The 17,163-nt window shown below is 62.3% G+C and carries 17 protein-coding genes and 1 other RNA gene; 8 read left to right on the forward strand and 10 right to left on the reverse strand.

Annotation, left to right across the window (positions count from 1 at the left end; genetic code table 11):
• Nucleotides 1-96 precede the first annotated feature (96 nt).
• From infB to rimP, 4 genes are all read right to left on the reverse strand, one after another.
• Entirely contained in the window at nt 97-2,850 is a 2,754-nt protein-coding gene (gene infB, locus BS629_RS32080) for a translation initiation factor IF-2 (RefSeq protein ID WP_018244261.1), read from the reverse strand.
• 101 nt (nt 2,851-2,951) lie between these two features.
• Nucleotides 2,952-3,644 (reverse strand): RNA-binding protein, encoded by a 693-nt coding sequence (locus tag BS629_RS32085; RefSeq protein ID WP_017989926.1) that lies wholly within the window; start codon nt 3,642-3,644, stop codon nt 2,952-2,954.
• Nucleotides 3,641-5,242, reverse strand: a complete 1,602-nt coding sequence (gene nusA / locus BS629_RS32090; RefSeq protein WP_018244263.1) for a transcription termination factor NusA — start codon at nt 5,240-5,242, stop codon at nt 3,641-3,643. The genes BS629_RS32085 and nusA overlap by 4 nt, the downstream gene beginning before the upstream one ends.
• 60 nt (nt 5,243-5,302) lie before the next feature.
• Nucleotides 5,303-5,908: a ribosome maturation factor RimP gene (gene rimP / locus BS629_RS32095; RefSeq protein ID WP_018244264.1), complete on the reverse strand. Its 606-nt coding sequence runs from the start codon at nt 5,906-5,908 to the stop codon at nt 5,303-5,305.
• A 198-nt stretch (nt 5,909-6,106) separates the two neighbouring features.
• On the opposite strand from rimP, the gene BS629_RS32100 reads away from it, so the two are divergent.
• The gene (locus BS629_RS32100; protein WP_018244265.1) at nt 6,107-7,786 is read left to right on the forward strand and encodes an MFS transporter; all 1,680 of its coding nucleotides are present in this window, start codon (nt 6,107-6,109) and stop codon (nt 7,784-7,786) included.
• Between the two features lie 23 nt (nt 7,787-7,809).
• Complete coding sequence (locus tag BS629_RS32105; RefSeq protein ID WP_026188573.1) at nt 7,810-8,265, forward strand: GNAT family N-acetyltransferase; 456 nt, start codon at nt 7,810-7,812, stop codon at nt 8,263-8,265.
• Nucleotides 8,266-8,271: 6 nt separating this feature from the next.
• On the opposite strand, the gene BS629_RS32110 is transcribed toward BS629_RS32105, so the two are convergent.
• Both BS629_RS32110 and recR read right to left on the reverse strand, forming a co-directional pair.
• A complete protein-coding gene (locus BS629_RS32110) occupies nt 8,272-9,540 on the reverse strand; it encodes a lytic murein transglycosylase (RefSeq protein ID WP_018244267.1) in 1,269 nt (422 codons plus the stop codon).
• 11 nt (nt 9,541-9,551) lie between these two features.
• On the reverse strand, nt 9,552-10,157 hold the full coding sequence (recR, locus tag BS629_RS32115; protein ID WP_003555792.1) for a recombination mediator RecR: 606 nt from the start codon (nt 10,155-10,157) through the stop codon (nt 9,552-9,554).
• 57 nt (nt 10,158-10,214) lie between these two features.
• On the opposite strand from recR, the gene BS629_RS32120 reads away from it, so the two are divergent.
• Entirely contained in the window at nt 10,215-10,832 is a 618-nt protein-coding gene (locus BS629_RS32120) for an MOSC domain-containing protein (RefSeq protein WP_018244268.1), read from the forward strand.
• A gap of 25 nt (nt 10,833-10,857) precedes the next feature.
• Here BS629_RS32120 and BS629_RS32125 read toward each other — a convergent pair whose 3' ends face one another.
• The 3 genes from BS629_RS32125 to ffs form a co-directional block, all read right to left on the reverse strand.
• Nucleotides 10,858-11,181, reverse strand: a complete 324-nt coding sequence (locus BS629_RS32125; protein WP_018244269.1) for a YbaB/EbfC family nucleoid-associated protein — start codon at nt 11,179-11,181, stop codon at nt 10,858-10,860.
• A 22-nt stretch (nt 11,182-11,203) separates the two neighbouring features.
• Nucleotides 11,204-13,081 (reverse strand): DNA polymerase III subunit gamma/tau, encoded by a 1,878-nt coding sequence (locus tag BS629_RS32130; protein ID WP_018244270.1) that lies wholly within the window; start codon nt 13,079-13,081, stop codon nt 11,204-11,206.
• Nucleotides 13,082-13,126: 45 nt separating this feature from the next.
• An RNA gene (gene ffs, locus BS629_RS32135) (signal recognition particle sRNA small type) lies at nt 13,127-13,223 on the reverse strand.
• Between the two features lie 89 nt (nt 13,224-13,312).
• Here ffs and BS629_RS32140 point away from each other — a divergent pair.
• The 5 genes from BS629_RS32140 (at nt 13,313) to BS629_RS32160 (ending at nt 16,275) form a co-directional block, all read left to right on the forward strand.
• Nucleotides 13,313-13,723 (forward strand): HIT domain-containing protein, encoded by a 411-nt coding sequence (locus BS629_RS32140; protein ID WP_026242289.1) that lies wholly within the window; start codon nt 13,313-13,315, stop codon nt 13,721-13,723.
• A complete protein-coding gene (gene nudC / locus BS629_RS32145) occupies nt 13,720-14,679 on the forward strand; it encodes an NAD(+) diphosphatase (RefSeq protein WP_018244271.1) in 960 nt (319 codons plus the stop codon). The genes BS629_RS32140 and nudC overlap by 4 nt, the downstream gene beginning before the upstream one ends.
• A gap of 4 nt (nt 14,680-14,683) precedes the next feature.
• Complete coding sequence (locus tag BS629_RS32150) at nt 14,684-15,379, forward strand: helix-turn-helix transcriptional regulator (RefSeq protein ID WP_018244272.1); 696 nt, start codon at nt 14,684-14,686, stop codon at nt 15,377-15,379.
• A 71-nt stretch (nt 15,380-15,450) separates the two neighbouring features.
• Complete coding sequence (locus BS629_RS32155) at nt 15,451-15,711, forward strand: hypothetical protein (protein WP_018244273.1); 261 nt, start codon at nt 15,451-15,453, stop codon at nt 15,709-15,711.
• A gap of 195 nt (nt 15,712-15,906) precedes the next feature.
• On the forward strand, nt 15,907-16,275 hold the full coding sequence (locus BS629_RS32160) for a VOC family protein (RefSeq protein WP_003555800.1): 369 nt from the start codon (nt 15,907-15,909) through the stop codon (nt 16,273-16,275).
• Nucleotides 16,276-16,299: 24 nt separating this feature from the next.
• On the opposite strand, the gene BS629_RS32165 is transcribed toward BS629_RS32160, so the two are convergent.
• Nucleotides 16,300-17,154, reverse strand: coding sequence for a prephenate dehydratase (locus BS629_RS32165; protein WP_018244274.1), 855 nt, complete (start codon nt 17,152-17,154; stop codon nt 16,300-16,302).
• Between the last annotated feature and the right edge of the window lie 9 nt (nt 17,155-17,163).

A 17,163-nucleotide genomic window follows, 5' to 3' on the forward strand; every position in this document is an offset into this window, starting at 1 on the left:
GTCCATGACTCTTTTGGTCGAAAAGGTCAAGGCGGCAGATGCCCGAAAGCCATCCGCCGGTGGCGGATGGCTTTCGGAAAGCTCAGGCGCAGCAGTTTAGAGCGTGCGCGTGATATGCTCGACGCGGAAGCACTCGATGACGTCGCCGGCGCGCATGTCTTCGTAGTTTTCGAAGGCCATGCCGCATTCCTGACCCATCGGCACTTCGGACACTTCGTCCTTGAAGCGCTTGAGCGTCTTGAGCTTGCCTTCGTGAACGACAACGTCGTTGCGGATGAGGCGGACGCCCGCACCACGTTCGACCTTGCCTTCGACGACACGGCAGCCTGCGACCTTGCCGACCTTCGTGATGTTGAACACCTCGAGGATCTCGGCGTTGCCGATGAAGGTTTCGCGCCGTTCCGGAGACAAGAGGCCCGACATCGCTGCCTTCACGTCATCCACGAGGTCGTAGATGATGTTGTAGTAGCGGATTTCGATGCCTTCGCGTTCGGCGAACTGGCGTGCCTGCGTATTCGCACGAACGTTGAAGCCGATGATGGCCGCGTTCGAGGCTTCGGCGAGCGAGATATCCGACTCGGTGATGCCGCCGGCACCCGAATGGACGATGCGGGCGCGGACTTCGTCGGTGCCGAGCTTCTCCAGCGCGCCGGCAATCGCTTCGATCGAGCCCTGCACGTCGCCCTTGATGACCAGCGGGAACTCCTTGATGCCGACGCTCTGGCGCTGCATCATCATCTGTTCCAGCGAACCGCGCTGTCCCGACTGGCGGGCAGCCGCCTTGTCGCGGGCCAGACGCTGACGATATTCCGAGATTTCGCGGGCGCGGCTTTCGCTTTCGACGACGGCGAACTTGTCGCCCGCCTGCGGCGTACCGGACAGACCGAGAACCTCGACCGGCGTTGCCGGACCGGCTTCCTTCACATGGTCGCCCTTGTCGGTGACGAGAGCGCGCACACGGCCCCAGACGTCGCCTGCGACGATGATCTGGCCCGGACGCAGCGTGCCCTTCTGGACGAGCACGGTCGCGACCGAACCGCGGCCACGATCGAGCTGGGCTTCGATAACCGTTCCTTCCGCGGTCCGGTTCGCATTGGCCTTGAGATCGAGAATTTCCGCCTGCAGCAGGATTGCCTCGAGCAGCTTGTCGAGGTTCTTGCCGGTCTTGGCCGAAACCTCGACGTCAAGCACTTCACCGCCCATGGATTCCACGAAGACTTCGTGCTGCAGCAGCTGGTTACGGACCTTCTGCGGATCAGCCTCGTGCTTGTCGACCTTGTTGATCGCAACGATGATCGGAACACCGGCCGCCTTGGCGTGGTTGATCGATTCGATTGTCTGCGGCATCACGCTGTCGTCGGCTGCGACGACCAGGATCGCGATGTCGGTCGCCTGCGCACCGCGGGCACGCATTGCCGTGAAGGCGGCGTGGCCGGGCGTATCGATGAAGGTGATCTTCTGACCGTTCTGCTCCACCTGATAGGCGCCGATATGCTGCGTGATGCCACCGGCTTCGCCGGAGACCACGTTGGCATGGCGGATGGCGTCGAGCAGCGAGGTCTTGCCGTGGTCGACATGGCCCATGATGGTAACGACCGGCGGGCGCGAAACCAGTTCGCCATCCTCGTCAGAGACGTTGAAGATGCCGAGTTCGACGTCGGATTCCGACACGCGCCTGACCGTATGGCCGAATTCGCCGGCGATGAGTTCGGCAAGGTCGGCGTCGATGACGTCGCCCGGCTTCATCATCTGGCCTTCCTTCATCAGGTACTTGATGACGTCGACGGCGCGTTCGGACATGCGCTGCGACAGTTCCTGAATGGTGATGGTCTCGGGCAGAACCACCTCGCGGGAGATCTTCTCGCGGGTTTCCTGCATCTGACCGCGGCGGAACTTCTCCTGCCGGCGACGCATCGCCGAGAGCGAACGACCGCGGGCATTGTCCTCGCCGTCCACGTTGGCAGTGGTGATCGTCAACTTGCCGCGACGGCGCTCTTCGTCCGTCTTCGGACGCGTGGTGACCGGCTTTGCCGGTTCCGGGCGAACGACGCGGCCACGGACCGGACCGCCGCGCGCTGCGCCACGATCGTCGTCTTCCTTTTCCTCGCGACGGCCGCGAACGGCGCCGGGGACGGCAGCGCCGGGTGCCGGACGGGCAGCAGGTGCTCCAGCCGCATCGGACCGGCGTGCAGCCGGTGCCGACGATGCGGGCTGCGGCGGCCGTGGCGCGTCGGAGCGTGCTTCGGTCGGAGCCGGTTCTGCGACTGCGGGTTCTGCGACAGCGGGTGCCTCAGCCTGCCGGATAGCCTCTTCAGCGGCCCTGCGGGCAGCTTCTTCCGCTTCGGCGGCCTTGCGGATCACCTCTTCGGCGGCACGGCGCTTTTCTTCCTCGGCGCGGCGGATCGCATCCTGGGCGTCACGTGCCTGGGAGTCGGCAAGCGCGCGGCGGCGGGCGTCCATCTCTTCCGGCGACAGATGGTTCAGCACCACCGGGCGCGGGCGATCGTTCTGGCGCGGCGGCTGGTGAGACTGCTGCGGCGGACGCTGGTTCGTCTGGTTGTTGTTGCCCTGCTGAACCCGCGGAGCCGGCGTCGGCTGCTGCGGACGCGCCTGCACGGGTGCGGGCGCCGGTTCGGCTGCGCGGACGGGGGCCGCCGGAGCGACGGGCGTGATCGGCTTTTCATCTTCTGGGCGCATCGGGCGCCGCTTACGGGTCTCGACGACGACCGCCTTGGTGCGACCTCGACCCATATCCTGGCGAACGGTGCCCTGGCTCATCCCCGATGGTTTCAGGGTGAGTGTCTTTTTGCCCGCTACGCTGATTGTCTTGTCGTCGTTACTATCGGTCATTCGTTCCCGTTCCTTCGGACAGGGAGCGATGACTAGATCAGACCCTGTCGTTCAATACTGTCGATCAATGAGTATGGGACCGGCCGATGCCGGTGACCGCCTCATTGTTTTTGCCGGCCAGCGCCGCCCGCTGCCCGGGACTGACCGCCAATACGGTACTGTTCGAGCATCTTTGCGCGCTTCACTACACCTTCACCCGCCTGCCCTGCAAGCACTGCGGCATGGATAAAAGCATTCTGGCCCATCAGGCCTTCCATTTCGCTCTCCGAGAAGAGACGGAAGGAAGGTATCTCCTCCTCGGTCTCCATTCCGAGGTGCCAGGCCTTGCGGGCCTGGTCGATTTTCCGGACGCCGTCGTCCGCTGCCCCAGTCGCGTGGAACACCGCAAGGGCTGCTCCGCTTCTGACCGCGGCATCCACTTTCGAGGATCCACTGACGAACTGGCCGGCTTTCCGAGCCATGTTCATCATCTGCATCAGTTGCGCCGCGAGCAGCCGATCGACACTCGCGCCGAGATCGTCCGCCGCCTTTACATCCGTCTTCAGTGCACGGGCGAAGAGCTTCTTCGCCACTGCCCTGTCGACCAGCGACCGGTCGATCTTCACCCAGCATCCACGTCCCGGAAGCTCGCGCTTCAGGTCGGCGACAACTGTTCCATCGGGAGCGGCGACGAAGCGGATCAGCTCTTCCGGCGATCCGCTTTCGCGCGTCACGATGCACATGCGTCCGTTCACGTCATAACCTGCAAGATCGTCGTCCTCGAGAGGAGCGTCCGGTTCATGCGCGGTCATCATGCTTCTTGTTCGGCTTCGGTGACCTCTTCTTCGGTCCCCTTATCCAGGTCCTCTTGCGTGATCCAGCCGGCCGAAAGGCGGGCCTGGACGATCATCTGTTCTGCTTCGACGCGCGACACGTCGAACTTCGAGAACAGACCCTCGAACTTCTTCGTTTCGCCGTTCTTGCGCTCCGTCCAGCCGACGAGATCGTCGGCAGCACATCCGGCAAAGTCCTCGATCGTCTTGATGCCGTCTTCGCCGAGCGCCACCATCATCTGGGCGGTCATGCCGTTGATTTCACGCAGTTCGTCCTGAACACCGAGCGCCTTGCGCTTCTCGTCCATCTCGGCTTCGAGACGCTCGAGGAATTCGCGGGCGCGCTGCTGGATTTCCTGCGCCGTTTCCTCGTCGAAACCGTCGATCGAAGAGATTTCGTCGAGATCGACATAAGCCAGTTCTTCAACCGCGGCAAAACCTTCCGAAGCCAGAACTTGGCCGACCATCTCGTCGACATCGAGCGAATCCATGAACAGGTTGGTGCGCTCGTTGAATTCCTTCTGGCGGCGTTCCGATTCCTCGGCCTCCGTCATGATGTCGATATCCCAGCCGGTCAGCTGCGAGGCGAGGCGGACGTTCTGGCCGCGGCGGCCGATCGCAAGCGACAGCTGCTCGTCGGGAACGACGACTTCGATACGCTCTGCATCCTCATCGAGAACGACCTTGGCGACTTCGGCCGGCTGCAGGGCGTTGACGACGAACGTCGCCGGGTCCTGCGACCATGGAATGATGTCGATCTTCTCGCCCTGGAGCTCGCCGACGACGGCCTGAACGCGCGAGCCGCGCATACCGACGCAGGCGCCAACCGGATCGATCGAGCTGTCGTTCGAGATCACCGCAATCTTGGCGCGCGAACCCGGATCGCGGGCGACCGACTTCACCTGGATGATGCCGTCGTAAATCTCCGGCACTTCCATGGTGAAGAGTTTCACCATGAACTGCGGATGCGTGCGCGACAGGAAGATCTGCGGACCGCGCTGCTCGCGACGGACATCATAGACGTAGGCACGGACGCGGTCGCCATAGCGGACGTTTTCGCGCGGGATCATTTCGTCACGGCGGATGATGCCTTCGCCACGGCCGAGATCGACGATGACGTTGCCGTATTCAACGCGCTTGACGGTACCGTTGACGATTTCGCCGACGCGATCCTTGAATTCGTCGAACTGGCGGTCACGCTCGGCTTCACGCACCTTCTGCACGATCACCTGCTTGGCGGACTGTGCGGCGATACGGCCGAAATCCATCGGCGGCAGCGGATCGGCGATGAAGTCGCCGAGTGCGGCGTCCGGGTTGCGGTCGCGAGCAAGCTCCAGCGGGATCTGCGTCGAATAATCCTCGGCCTTCTCGACGACTTCAAGCAGGCGCTGCAGACGGATTTCGCCGGTCTTCGGATTGATGTCGGCCCGGATGTTGGACTCGGTGCCGTAACGGGAGCGTGCCGCCTTCTGGATGGCATCGGCCATAGCGGCCAGCACGATCTCGCGGTCGATGACTTTTTCGCGCGCCACTGCATCTGCGATCTGCAGAAGTTCGAGCCGGTTCGCACTGACTGCCATTGTCTTGTTTCTCCGTCTTTACTCGCCGGGTTCCCGTCCCTAGAGCGGTCTGTTGATCGGTTATTCTTCGTCTTCTGCTTCGTTCTGGTTGGCAGCCTGGGCTTTCGCCAGCTTGTCGGCGCGCAACGCATCGCGGATCAGGTCGTCGGTCAGAATGAGCTTCGCATCGCTAAGCGCCGTGAAGGGAATGGTGACCTTCTGCTCTTCCCCATAGGCAACCTGGTCACGCTCGAGCGTGAAACCATCTGCGCCTGCTTCGACGATCTTGCCGCGGAAGCGCTTGCGATTGTCGATCAAGATCGACGTCTCGCATTTCACAAGGTGGCCCTGCCAGCGGACGAAATCGGATTTCCGCACCATCGGACGGTCGATGCCGGGCGAAGACACTTCCAGATGATACTCTTTATCGATCGGATCTTCCACATCGAGGACGGGAGAAATCGCCATCGAGACTTCTTCGCAATCCTGAACCGACATCGTGCCGTCGTTGCGTTCGGCCATAACCTGCATCGTCGCGCCGTTCTGGTTCAGCATACGGACGCGGATAAGCCGAAAGCCGATGCCGACGAGAACGGGTTCGATGATATCGGCAAGACGCTGGTCGAGCCCTGTTTCGGTAATCAGCCGCGGCTCAAGTTCGTTGTCTGCGTTTGTCATGTCCGACAAGCGGTGCGCTCCTCGCAATTTCATGCTGTTTAAGCGATCGCGGTAATAAAAAAGAGCGGGTCCTTGCGGCCCACTCTTCATCAAGCGATCAAGAATTTGAGAGGCATATAGTCGGGTTTTTCCGAAATTGCAAGGTCTGCGACCGATTCGGCCAATTCGCTTCCGGCGACGTGAACAGGCCTATGGCCAGCGCCGGTCTTGCGCATATATTGCCGTTGGCGCGCAATAACAAAAGCGGGAGAAGTCGTGGCCTACACTTCGTCGACATTGGCGCCTTTGCGGCACGATACCTACCGCACCATCTGGTTCGCGAGCCTTTCCTCGAATTTCGGCGGCCTGATCCAGGCGGTCGGCGCCGCCTGGATGATGACGACGATCACCGCCTCGGAGGACATGGTCGCACTGGTGCAGACCTCGACGGCGCTGCCGATCATGCTGTTTTCGCTGATATCGGGCGCGCTGGCCGACAATTATGACCGCCGCCGGGTCATGCTGACGGCGCAGTGCATGATGCTCACCGTCTCGGCGCTGCTGACGGCCTCAGCCCTTCTCGGCTGGATCACGCCCTGGCTGCTGCTCTTCTTCACCTTCCTGATCGGTTGCGGCACCGCGCTCAACAATCCCTCCTGGCAGGCCTCGGTCGGCGACATGGTGCCGCGCGCCGATCTGCCGGCCGCGGTCACGCTGAACAGCATGGGTTTCAACATCACCCGCAGCGTCGGCCCGGCAATCGGCGGCGTCATCGTGGCGGCTGCCGGCGCGGCCGCGGCCTTCGCGGTGAACACGCTGAGTTACCTCGCCTTGATCTATGCCCTGCTGCGCTGGCGGCCAGCCGCGCCCGTCTCGACCCTGCCGCGCGAGGCGCTCGGCAGCGCCATCTTCGCCGGCCTGCGTTACGTCTCGATGTCGCCCAATCTCGAAAAGGTTCTCGTCAGAGGGCTGCTCTTCGGCATCGGCGCCAGCTCGATCCTGGCGCTGCTGCCGGTCGTCGCCCTCGATCTCGTTGCCGGCGGGCCGCTGACCTATGGTTTCATGCTCGGCGCCTTCGGCATCGGCGCGATCGGCGGCGCCGTGCTGAATGCCAGGCTTCGCGAGGTGCTTTCCAGCGAGATGATCATCCGCCTCTCCTTTGCCGGCTTTGCACTGAGTGCTGTCATCGCAGCCTTCAGCCCGAGTGCCGTCCTCACCTCTGCCGGGCTGCTCGTCTCCGGCGCCTGCTGGGTCTCCGCACTTTCGCTCTTCAATACCATCGTTCAGCTTTCGACGCCGCGCTGGGTGGTCGGCCGGGCGCTGTCGCTTTATCAGACCGTCACCTTCGGTGGCATTGCCGGCGGCAGCTGGCTGTGGGGCATTGCCGCCGATCGCTATGGCGTTGCCGATGCGCTGCTGATGTCATCCGTCGTCATGCTGCTCGGCATCGCCATCGGCCTGCGTTTTTCGATGCCGGCCTTCGCCTCGCTCAATCTCGACCCGCTGAACCGCTTCACCGAGCCGGCTCTCAGTCTCGATATCACGCCACGCAGCGGGCCGATCGTCATCCAGGTCGATTACGAGATTGCCGATGAGGACCTTGCCGAGTTCATGGAATTGATGGGCGAACGCCGCCGTATCCGCATCCGCGACGGCGCCCGCAACTGGGCGCTGATGCGTGATCTCGAAAACCCCAGCCTTTGGACGGAAACCTACCACACGCCAACCTGGGTCGAATATATAAGACACAACCAGCGGCGCACGCAGGCCGATGCCGAAAACACCGACAGGCTTCGTGCACTTCACCGCGGCGAAGGTCCGCTGCATGTCCACCGGATGATCGAACGCCAGGCCATTCCACCGGGTGACGACGTCTTCCACAAGGCGCCGATCGATCTGCATCATTGAGACCAGCTATGCATAGATCAAGCATGTACAAATTCAGGCTCGCCCGCCCGTCCGATCTTGCTGCCATCGTCCGGCTTCTGGCCGATGACGATCTCGGCGGCACCAGGGAGATCGTTTCGGACCCCGTCGACGCGCGTTATCTCTCGGCCTTCGCGGCGATCGAGGCGGACGCCAATCAGCTTCTGGCCGTCGCAACCGATGCGGCCGATCGGGTCGTCGGCTGCCTGCAACTGAGTTTTGTTCCAGGCCTTTCGAGGACGGGCATGTGGCGCGGCCAGATCGAAAGCGTGCGTGTCGCAAGCGATCTTCGCGGTTCAGGCCTCGGCTCGCACTTCATCGAATGGGCGATCGCCCAATGCGCAGAGCGTGGCTGTGGCCTCGTGCAGCTAACATCGGACAAGACGCGGGGGGATGCGATCCGCTTCTACGAGAAGCTCGGTTTCGTCACCAGCCATGAAGGTTTGAAACGCAATATCTAAAGCCGGTTACTTCAGCTTGCCCTTCATCGTGGCCTCCGGAAAACATGTCGGCTTCATGCCGTTCTTTGCCTGCCACTGGCCGATCGAGCGCCGCGTCTTGTAGCCCGGCAGGCCGTCGGAACCGCCGACATCATAGCCCTGCCGTTCCAGCGCCTTCTGCATGGCGGCGACGTCCGAGCGCAGCATCTTGCCGACGTCGCCCCATCTGCCCTGGAAGGCGCCGCCATTATAGGCGATGCGGTCGGCCAGATTGCCGACATAGAGCGCGTAGAGATCGGAATTATTATATTCCTTGATGATGTAGAAATTCGGGGTGACGATGAATTCCGGTCCGTCGCGGCCGGCCGGTACCAGCATCATGCCCTCAGCCTTCATCTCGCCGGAGGGAAAGCCCTTGCCGGAGATGCGGTCGATGCCGAGCGAGGCCCAGTGCGACAGCGGCTTTGCCAGATCGGGTCCCTCCTGCGCGCAGGAGACCGCCTCCGGTATCGACACCTCGAAGCCCCAGTCGCGGCCGCGCTGCCAGCCTTTTTTGACCAGGTAATTGGCGATCGAGGCGAGTGTATCGGGCACCGAGGTCCAGATATTGCGGTGACCGTCACCATCGAAATCCACCGCATATTTCAGATAGCTCGTCGGCATGAATTGCGGCTGGCCGAGTGCGCCCGCCCACGACCCCTTGAAGTTGGCAGGTGTCACGTCGCCGCCGTCGAGAATATGGAGTGCGGCCACCAGCTCGGTGCGGAACATCTCCTTGCGCGTCGACATGAAGGCCTTGGTCGCCAGCACCTCGATCGCCGAATTCGGGATCTTCGCCGCACCGAAGCCCGTCTCCCGGCCCCAGATAGCCAGCACGATCGAGCCCGGCACGCCATAGGTCTTTTCGATCCGCTTCAGCGTCGAGCCATATTGGGCGGCAAAGCCGCGTCCCGTTGCGGCAAGCTTCTTCAGTTGGTCTTCGTTGAAATAGGGAGCGGGCGAGGAAAATTCGGCCTGTGTCTGCTTCTGTTCCTTCGGCGGCGGGAAGCCCGGCGGAGCGAGATCGGGCAAGTTCCAGTTCAGCGTGATGCCGGAGAAAGCGGCTTGAAAGACCTTCTCCGAAATGCCGTTGGCCTTCGCCTCCGGCCAGAGGTCGCTCTGCACCCATTTCTCGAACTGCGCCTCGACATCGGCCTTGGAGGCGGCGTGGGCAGGCAAGGGAAGGAGGGTGGGGATGACAATGAGAATGGCGAATAGTCGTTGGGCGATAAGGCAGGGGAGAGTGCGCTTGAGCATAGACAAGTTTTTCATATCACCGTCCGCGCCCGAAGTGCCGCCGCAAGCGTGCCCTCGTCGAGATAGTCGAGTTCGCCGCCGACCGGCACGCCATGCGCCAGGCGTGTGATCTTCACGTCGAGCCCCTGCAACTGGTCGGTGATGTAATGCGCCGTCGTCTGTCCCTCGACTGTGGCGTTGACCGCGATGATCAGTTCCCGGATGCCGCCTTCGCCGACCCGGTCGATCAGGCCGCGAATGTTAAGATCGTCAGGACCGACCCCGTCGAGCGGTGACAGCGTGCCGCCGAGCACATGATAGGCGGCGTTCATCGCGCCTGCCCGCTCCAGCGCCCAGAGATCCGATACGTCCTCGACGACAATGATGACGGATTGATCGCGTTGCGTGTCGGTGCAGACAATGCAGGGATCGACCGTATCGACATTGCCGCAGCGCGAGCAGATCTTCACCTTGTCATAGGCCTCGCCCATCGCATTCGACAGCGGGCCGAGAAGCTGGTCCTTCTTCTTGATCAGATGAAGTGCCGCCCGGCGCGCCGAACGCGGCCCGAGGCCCGGCACCTTTGCCAGAAGCTGGATGAGTTTTTCGATCTCGGGGCCGGTGACTCGTTTTGCCATGCGTCGTTCTTAACTGATATGGAACGGAAACGGAATCGCGGAAGGATTGCCCGTCCCATGAAAATCCTGGCCTTGTGCACCGGCAATCCCGAAAGACTGCCGGGCAAAAGCTACAAGACCGGCATCTTCAAACAAGCCGTCAATGGCGCGGTGATGATCGATGATGAAGGTCTTGTCGGCGATGCGATCTGCAACCGCAAACACCATGGCGGCGTCGACCAGGCTGTGTATGTCGAGGGATCGCTGACACTCGATTGGTGGAGCAGGGAGCTCGGCAGGCCATATGAACCCGGCACATTCGGCGAGAACATGGTGATATCGGATCTCGACAATCGCGACGTCGCAGTCGGCGACCGATTCGTCGCCGGCGATTTCGTCCTCGAAGTCACGTCATGCCGCATTCCCTGCGCCACCTTCGCCGCCAGGATGGCCGATCCGACATTCGTCAAGCGCTATACGGACGCCGCCCGTCCCGGCATCTATTGCCGCGTCATCAAAGGCGGTGTGGTCGAGGCCGGAATGCCGGTCGACCATCGGCTTTTTACGGGAGAGAAGGTGACGATGCCGGAGCTGATGCAAACTTTCGGCCGGAGGCTTTCGGAGACGGATCGGGCGCGATATCTCGCGTCGCCGCTCCACTACAAACTGAGAGCGTTGTTGGAAGCCGGGCGCTGACCACCGGGCATACGTGGCGTATAGATCAAAACGGCAGCTTGAAGCCGGGCGGGATCGGCAGGCCGGCCGTCAGCGCCTTGGTCTTTTCGGCGGCCAGCGCCTCGGCCTTGTCCTTGGCGTCCTTGTGGGCGGCGACGATCAGGTCCTCGAGGATCTCGACGTCGTCTTCCTTGAACAGCGATGGGTCGATCTTCAGGCTCTTCAGCTCGCCCTTGCCCGTGATGATGACGGTGACGAGCCCGCCCCCCGCCTTGCCTTCGGCCGTGAGCTCGGCGATCTCCGCCTGCATCTGCTCCATCTTGGCCTGCATTTCCTTGACTTTGCCCATCATGCCCATGATGTCGCGCATCGTCTCGCTCCTTGTTGAAACTTTAGAATTCTATGTCGTCGCCGGGCAGGATGTCACCTTCCTCGGATTCGGCGGCCGCCGGCGGCGTCGCCTCGCCTTCCTCCTCCGGTTCGGGCGCCCGTACGCGCACGTCGATGATCTTGGCACCGGGGAAATGCGCAAGGATTGCCGCTACGTCAGGGTCCTGGCGCGCGTCGATCACATGCTGTTCCCTGGTCCTGGCCTCCGCTTCGACAAGCGTCGGCTGGCCCTCGTCGCGGCTGAGGCTGACGATCCAATGGATGCCGGTCCATTCCTTCAGTTTGACGGCAAGCTCGTTGAGCAGCGTCGTCGGCGCACCGGGAGCCAAGCTGACGTCGAGCCGGCCGGCTTCGATCCGCACGGGGCGCAGGAAGGTGCGCACCATCGCCTTCAGCTTCGGATCGCGTTTCTCGGTGGCGAGGTTGACGATATCATTGACCGAATTGACCGGGACGAGCGGCTTTAGGGCTTCCGCCGGTTTTGGCTCGATCCGCCCGACAGACATGGTCTCGGGCTGGCTGCTCGGCACGGCACGCAGCATCGCGACCGGCGCCGAAGGCTGTGGCGGGCTCGGTGCGGCTTCCGCGGCACGCGCCGCGACACTGTTCTGATAGGAAACCCGTGTCCCGTTGCCGCCGCCATTGCCGGACGGCGGAGCCGCAGGCCGCGGGCCGGAATTGTCGCCGGAAAATTCAGCAAGCCGCCGCGCCGCATCTTCGGGCGCCGGCAGATGCGCGGCATGTGCAAGCCGGATCAGTACCATCTCGGCTGCCCCTGCCGTCCGCGACGAGCCTTCCGTTTCCGGAATGCCCTTCAGCAGCATCTGCCAGATGCGCGACAGCGTTGTCACCGCAACGCCCTTGGCGAATTCCGCCGCCTTGGTGCGTTCGACCTCGCTGAGCGAAGGATCGTTTGCCGCATCCGGCACATATTTCAGCCGCGTCACCAGATGGGTGAAATCGGCAAGATCGGTCAGCACCACCACCGGATTGGCGCCGGCTTCGTATTGGTTCTGGAACTCGCCGAGCGCGGCGGCCACATCGCCTTTGACGATATGCTGGAAGAGATCGACGATCCGGGCGCGATCGGCAAGGCCGAGCATGCCGCGCACGGCTTCCGCCTGCACGACGCCTGCGCCATGGGCGATTGCCTGGTCGAGCAGCGACAGGCCGTCGCGCGCCGAACCTTCGGCAGCACGCGCGATCATCGCCAGCGCATCGGCTTCCGCCTCGATGCCTTCCTTGGCGGCGATCGTCGTGAACAGCCCGACGAGATCGGAGGCGCTGATACGGCGCAGGTCGAAGCGCTGGCAGCGCGACAGCACGGTGATCGGAACCTTGCGGATTTCGGTAGTGGCGAAGATGAATTTCACATGCTCCGGCGGCTCTTCCAGCGTCTTCAACAGGCCGTTAAAGGCCTGCGTCGACAGCATATGCACTTCGTCGATGATATAGACCTTGTAGCGCGCCGAAACCGGTCGGTACCGCACCTGCTCGATGATCTCGCGGATATCGTCGATACCGGTATGGGAGGCGGCATCCATCTCGATCACGTCGACATGCCGGCCTTCCATGATCGCCTGGCAGTGCTCGCCCGGCGTGCGAAGGTCGATCGTCGGCTTGTCGATTTCCGATGTCTTGTAGTTCAGCGCCCGCGCCAGGATGCGCGCCGTCGTCGTTTTGCCGACACCGCGCACACCCGTCAGCATATAGGCTTGCGCGATGCGGCCGGTTTCGAAGGCGTTGGTGAGGGTACGGACCATCGGCTCCTGGCCGACCATCAAGTCCGTGAAATCCTTGGGGCGGTATTTGCGAGCCAGCACCCGGTATCCGGTGCCCGTCGAGGCGGCATCTTTTGATTGTCGCTCGGTGTCGCTCATCGCCCTGCTTGTCGCCCGGATCGTCGGGCACTTCGTGGAGAGAAGGTGGGAGGCTGGCACGATGACCCGTGCCGGGCTCGTTAGGGCTGCTTCCTTCCGGACCTGACCCGGTTGGCGAGTGGCTCGTCCACCACCAACCTCCCGGATGCACATATCGGCAATATCGTCATCAAAAGCAAGCCAACATGCAAAAAAACTGCTAGTCGTTGGAAAACATGAGGAGAATGCCCTTTGAAAGGTTTCGCGCTCGACCCTCGGCTGGAAAACGACAGCGTCAGCATCATGGTCACCGGTCTCTGCGATCTGAGATTGTCGAGGGATGCCCGCTGGCCCTGGCTCATTCTCGTGCCGCGCCGGGCTGGTATCACGGAAATCTTCGAGCTGACGCCGCTCGACCAGGTGCTGCTTGCCTTCGAGACGGAGCTGGTCGCCAAGGCGCTGAAGGAGATCACCGGCGCGACAAAAATCAATGTCGGGGCTCTTGGCAATATCGTCCGCCAGCTTCATGTTCATATCATTGCCCGCTTCGAAGGCGATGCCAACTGGCCGGGTCCCGTCTGGGGCTTCGGGCGCGCGGAGCCCTACGAGGACGGAAAGAGAGACGAATTTATAGCGAAGCTGCGGGAAGCCCTTTCATCATGAGTCATTCGCTTTTCGATTCGGATGTGCCGCATCCGGAACCCAGCAATCTCACGGCCTTTGCCGCCAACGACCTCAATCGCGATTCCGAACATCGCGATGAACAATCCGTCGAAAAGGCGCTGGCAAAGGAAGGCACCCATATCTTCGCCTTCGCGGGGGATAAGCTGGTGCTGAAGCATGACGGCCAGGTGCTCGACCCGCTCTTTGCCCGCTATGAGCTGCAGGGATTGCAGCCGGATTGGGATGAAACGGTGCTTCTCGGCTACCGCAAGACCGGCGAGCCGCGCCTTGCCGTTCCCGTCGGCATCGATGTCGACGACCTCACCAGCCAGTACAAGCCTGCCGACGGCCGCACGCTGTTTCGCGAAATGCTGATCGACGAAGTGTTGCTCGGTGAATTCGCCCAGGCCGCAAGCCTCATCCGCTGGAACGGCGACAATCGCTTCTGCGGCCGCTGCGGCTCGGCGATGGAGATCCACATCGGCGGCTACAAGCGCGTCTGCGCCGCCTGCGAGCACATGATCTTCCCCCGAACCGACCCCGTGGTCATCATGCTGACGGTCGATGAGCAGCGCGACCTCTGCCTGCTCGGCCGCAGCCCGCATTTCGCGCCCGGCATGTATTCTTGTCTTGCCGGCTTCCTCGAACCCGGCGAGACCATCGAGAACGCCGTGCGTCGCGAAACGCTGGAGGAATCGGGCATCCGCACCGGCCGCATCCGCTACCACGCCTCGCAGCCCTGGCCGATGCCGCATTCCCTGATGATCGGTTGTTACGCCGAGGCGAAATCCACCGAAATCAGCCGCGATGAGACGGAACTGGAGGATTGTCGCTGGTTTACCCGCGAGGAAACGATCGAGATGCTGGAACGCCCGAGCGCGACAGGCAAGGCCTCGCCGCCGAAAGGGGCGATCGCCCACCGCCTGATGCGTGACTGGGTGGAGTGGAAGCGGTAGCGCCATGGCGGTCGCCCGCTCGGAACGGCTGCTGACGCTGCTCCAGACGCTCCGGCGTTACCGGCGGCCGGTGACCGGCTCGGTGCTCGCTGAGGAGACCGGTGTCAGCCTGCGCACGCTCTATCGCGATATTGCCAGCCTGCAGGCCCAGGGTGCGATGATCGAAGGCGAAGCCGGCATCGGTTATGTGCTGAAGCCCGGTTTCATGCTCCCGCCGATGATGTTTTCCGAAGAAGAGCTGGAGGCATTGGTGCTCGGCTCGCGCTGGGTTGCCCGCGCCGCCGAGCCGCGCCTTGCCGGCGCTGGCGCCGACGCGCTGGCCAAGATTGCCGCCGTGCTGCCGGCCGATATGCGAGAGATGATCGATTCGGCAGCGCTTTTCGTCGGCCCTAAACGCAGGGACGAGGACAAGGCCGATGTCTCGGCCATCCGTAGGGCGATCCGCCTGGAGCGTATCCTCGAACTGCATTATGGCGACGAGCAGGGCCGTATTTCGCGCCGCCGCGTCTGGCCCTTCGCGCTCGGCTATTTCGAGCATGTGCGCGTCCTCATGGCCTGGTGCGAACTGCGCCAGGATTTTCGCCATTTCCGCACCGATCGCATCATCGATATGGCGTTGCATGAGGGGCGTTATCCGCGCCGCCGCACGGTGCTCCTCAAGGAATGGCGCGAGACGCAGGACGTGCCGATGGAGAACTGAACGCTGCTGCCATAAACTGTCAGCAGATGGAGTTATTATCAGTGCCAATCCACCAGGAAGGAGTACTGATCATGGTAACGCCTCCAGCCATTCATTTCACCAACGACCGTTTTGCGGCCGAGGCCTTTGCCGATGTCATTTCGGCCGAGACTTTTGCCGATGTTCGCCAGTCAGCGCCGTCCGGCCTGCTGGACCTGGTCATGAACATTTTCCGATTTCGCAGAGGAGACCGCACCGGCCTCGACCTTGAAGCGACACCGGATTACTTGAAGCGCGACCTCGGCTTCATCGACGGACGCGACCCGCGCTGCGAGGACCGTTTTCCGCTCTAAAGCATATCGCGCAAAAGTGTGCAGCGGTTTTGCGACAACGACATGCGCGACCGCTTTAGGCCGCCCATCCTTATCAACACTCTGCCCGACGAGAACGGGGCGTTGCGATCGCAACGCCCTCGGTAATCTGCTGCCATAATCTGTCAGCAGACGAGGTCTCTCGCGGCGCCATTCTTAAATAACGGGAGAACCGAAATGACCAGCCCCAATCTCATCATTCTTTACGTCAAGGACCCCGGTGAAAGCGCCAGTTTCTACCGGAACCTGCTCAATCGCGAACCGGCCGTGGAGGCGCCGAATTTCGTCGCTTTTCCGCTCGAGGGTGGCTTCACGCTCGGTCTCTGGCGGCGCAGCAAGGTCGAACCGCAGCCCTCCGCCATCGGCAATCGAGGCGAAGTGGCCTTCATGGTCGAGGGAGAAAATGCTGTCGCCAGACATTATGAGGACTGGCGCCAGCGCGGCCTGCCGATCGCCCAGGAACTGACCGAACTGGATTTTGGTCCGACCTTCGTCGTGCTCGATCCGGATGGGCATCGGCTGCGTGTCTGTGAGCCGGATAAATAATTAAGGCGACTTGCGGGGCTTGCCTTACAGCTGGCCTCGCATCGCATGCCCCTTGTAGACGCCGAGGATGCGGACTTTCTCGGAAAAGAAACGCAATTCCTCCAATGCCCGGCGCACGTTCGGATCGTTCGGATGGCCTTCGATATCGGCGTAAAACTGCGTCGCCACGAATTTTCCGCCGAGCTGGTAGCTTTCCAGCTTCGTCATGTTGATGTTGTTGGTGGCAAAACCGCCGAGCGCCTTGTAGAGCGCGGCCGGAATGTTGCGGACGTTGAAGACGAAGGTGGTGACGACCTTTTCTTCCGCCGAATTCCGCTGCGCCCATTCCTCGTCGCGGGACAGGACGACGAAACGGGTGACATTGTTTTCGGTATCCTCGACATTTTCGGCAATGATCTCGAGCCCGTAGAGATCGGCGGCAAGGCGTGGTGCCAAGGCGGCCATCGAGCGGTCGCCGGTTTCCTTGACGAGTTTTGCCGCCCCTGCCGTATCGCCGGCGATCACCGGTTTCCAGCCGTTGGCGCGAACGATCTTCCGGCACTGGCCGAGCGCGTGGATATGGCTGTGCACCGTGCGGATCTCGTCCTTGGTGACACCGGGCAGCACCATCAGCTGGAAGCGGATCGGCATGAAATATTCGCCGATAATGTGCAGCCGCGACTCCGGCAGCAGATGGTGGATATCGGCGACGCGCCCGGCAATCGTGTTCTCGATCGGGATCATCGCGATATCGGCGTCGCCGTTATCGACCGCCGTGAACGCATCCTCGAAGGTCTGACAGGGCAGGGGCTCCATGGTCGGAAACATGTCGCGGCTGGCCATATCGGAATTGGCGCCGAATTCGCCCTGGAAGGCGATCCTGTTGGTCTTGATGTTCATGATGGTTCC

This window comes from Rhizobium leguminosarum bv. viciae USDA 2370 (assembly GCF_002008365.1).
Taxonomy (GTDB): domain Bacteria; phylum Pseudomonadota; class Alphaproteobacteria; order Rhizobiales; family Rhizobiaceae; genus Rhizobium; species Rhizobium leguminosarum.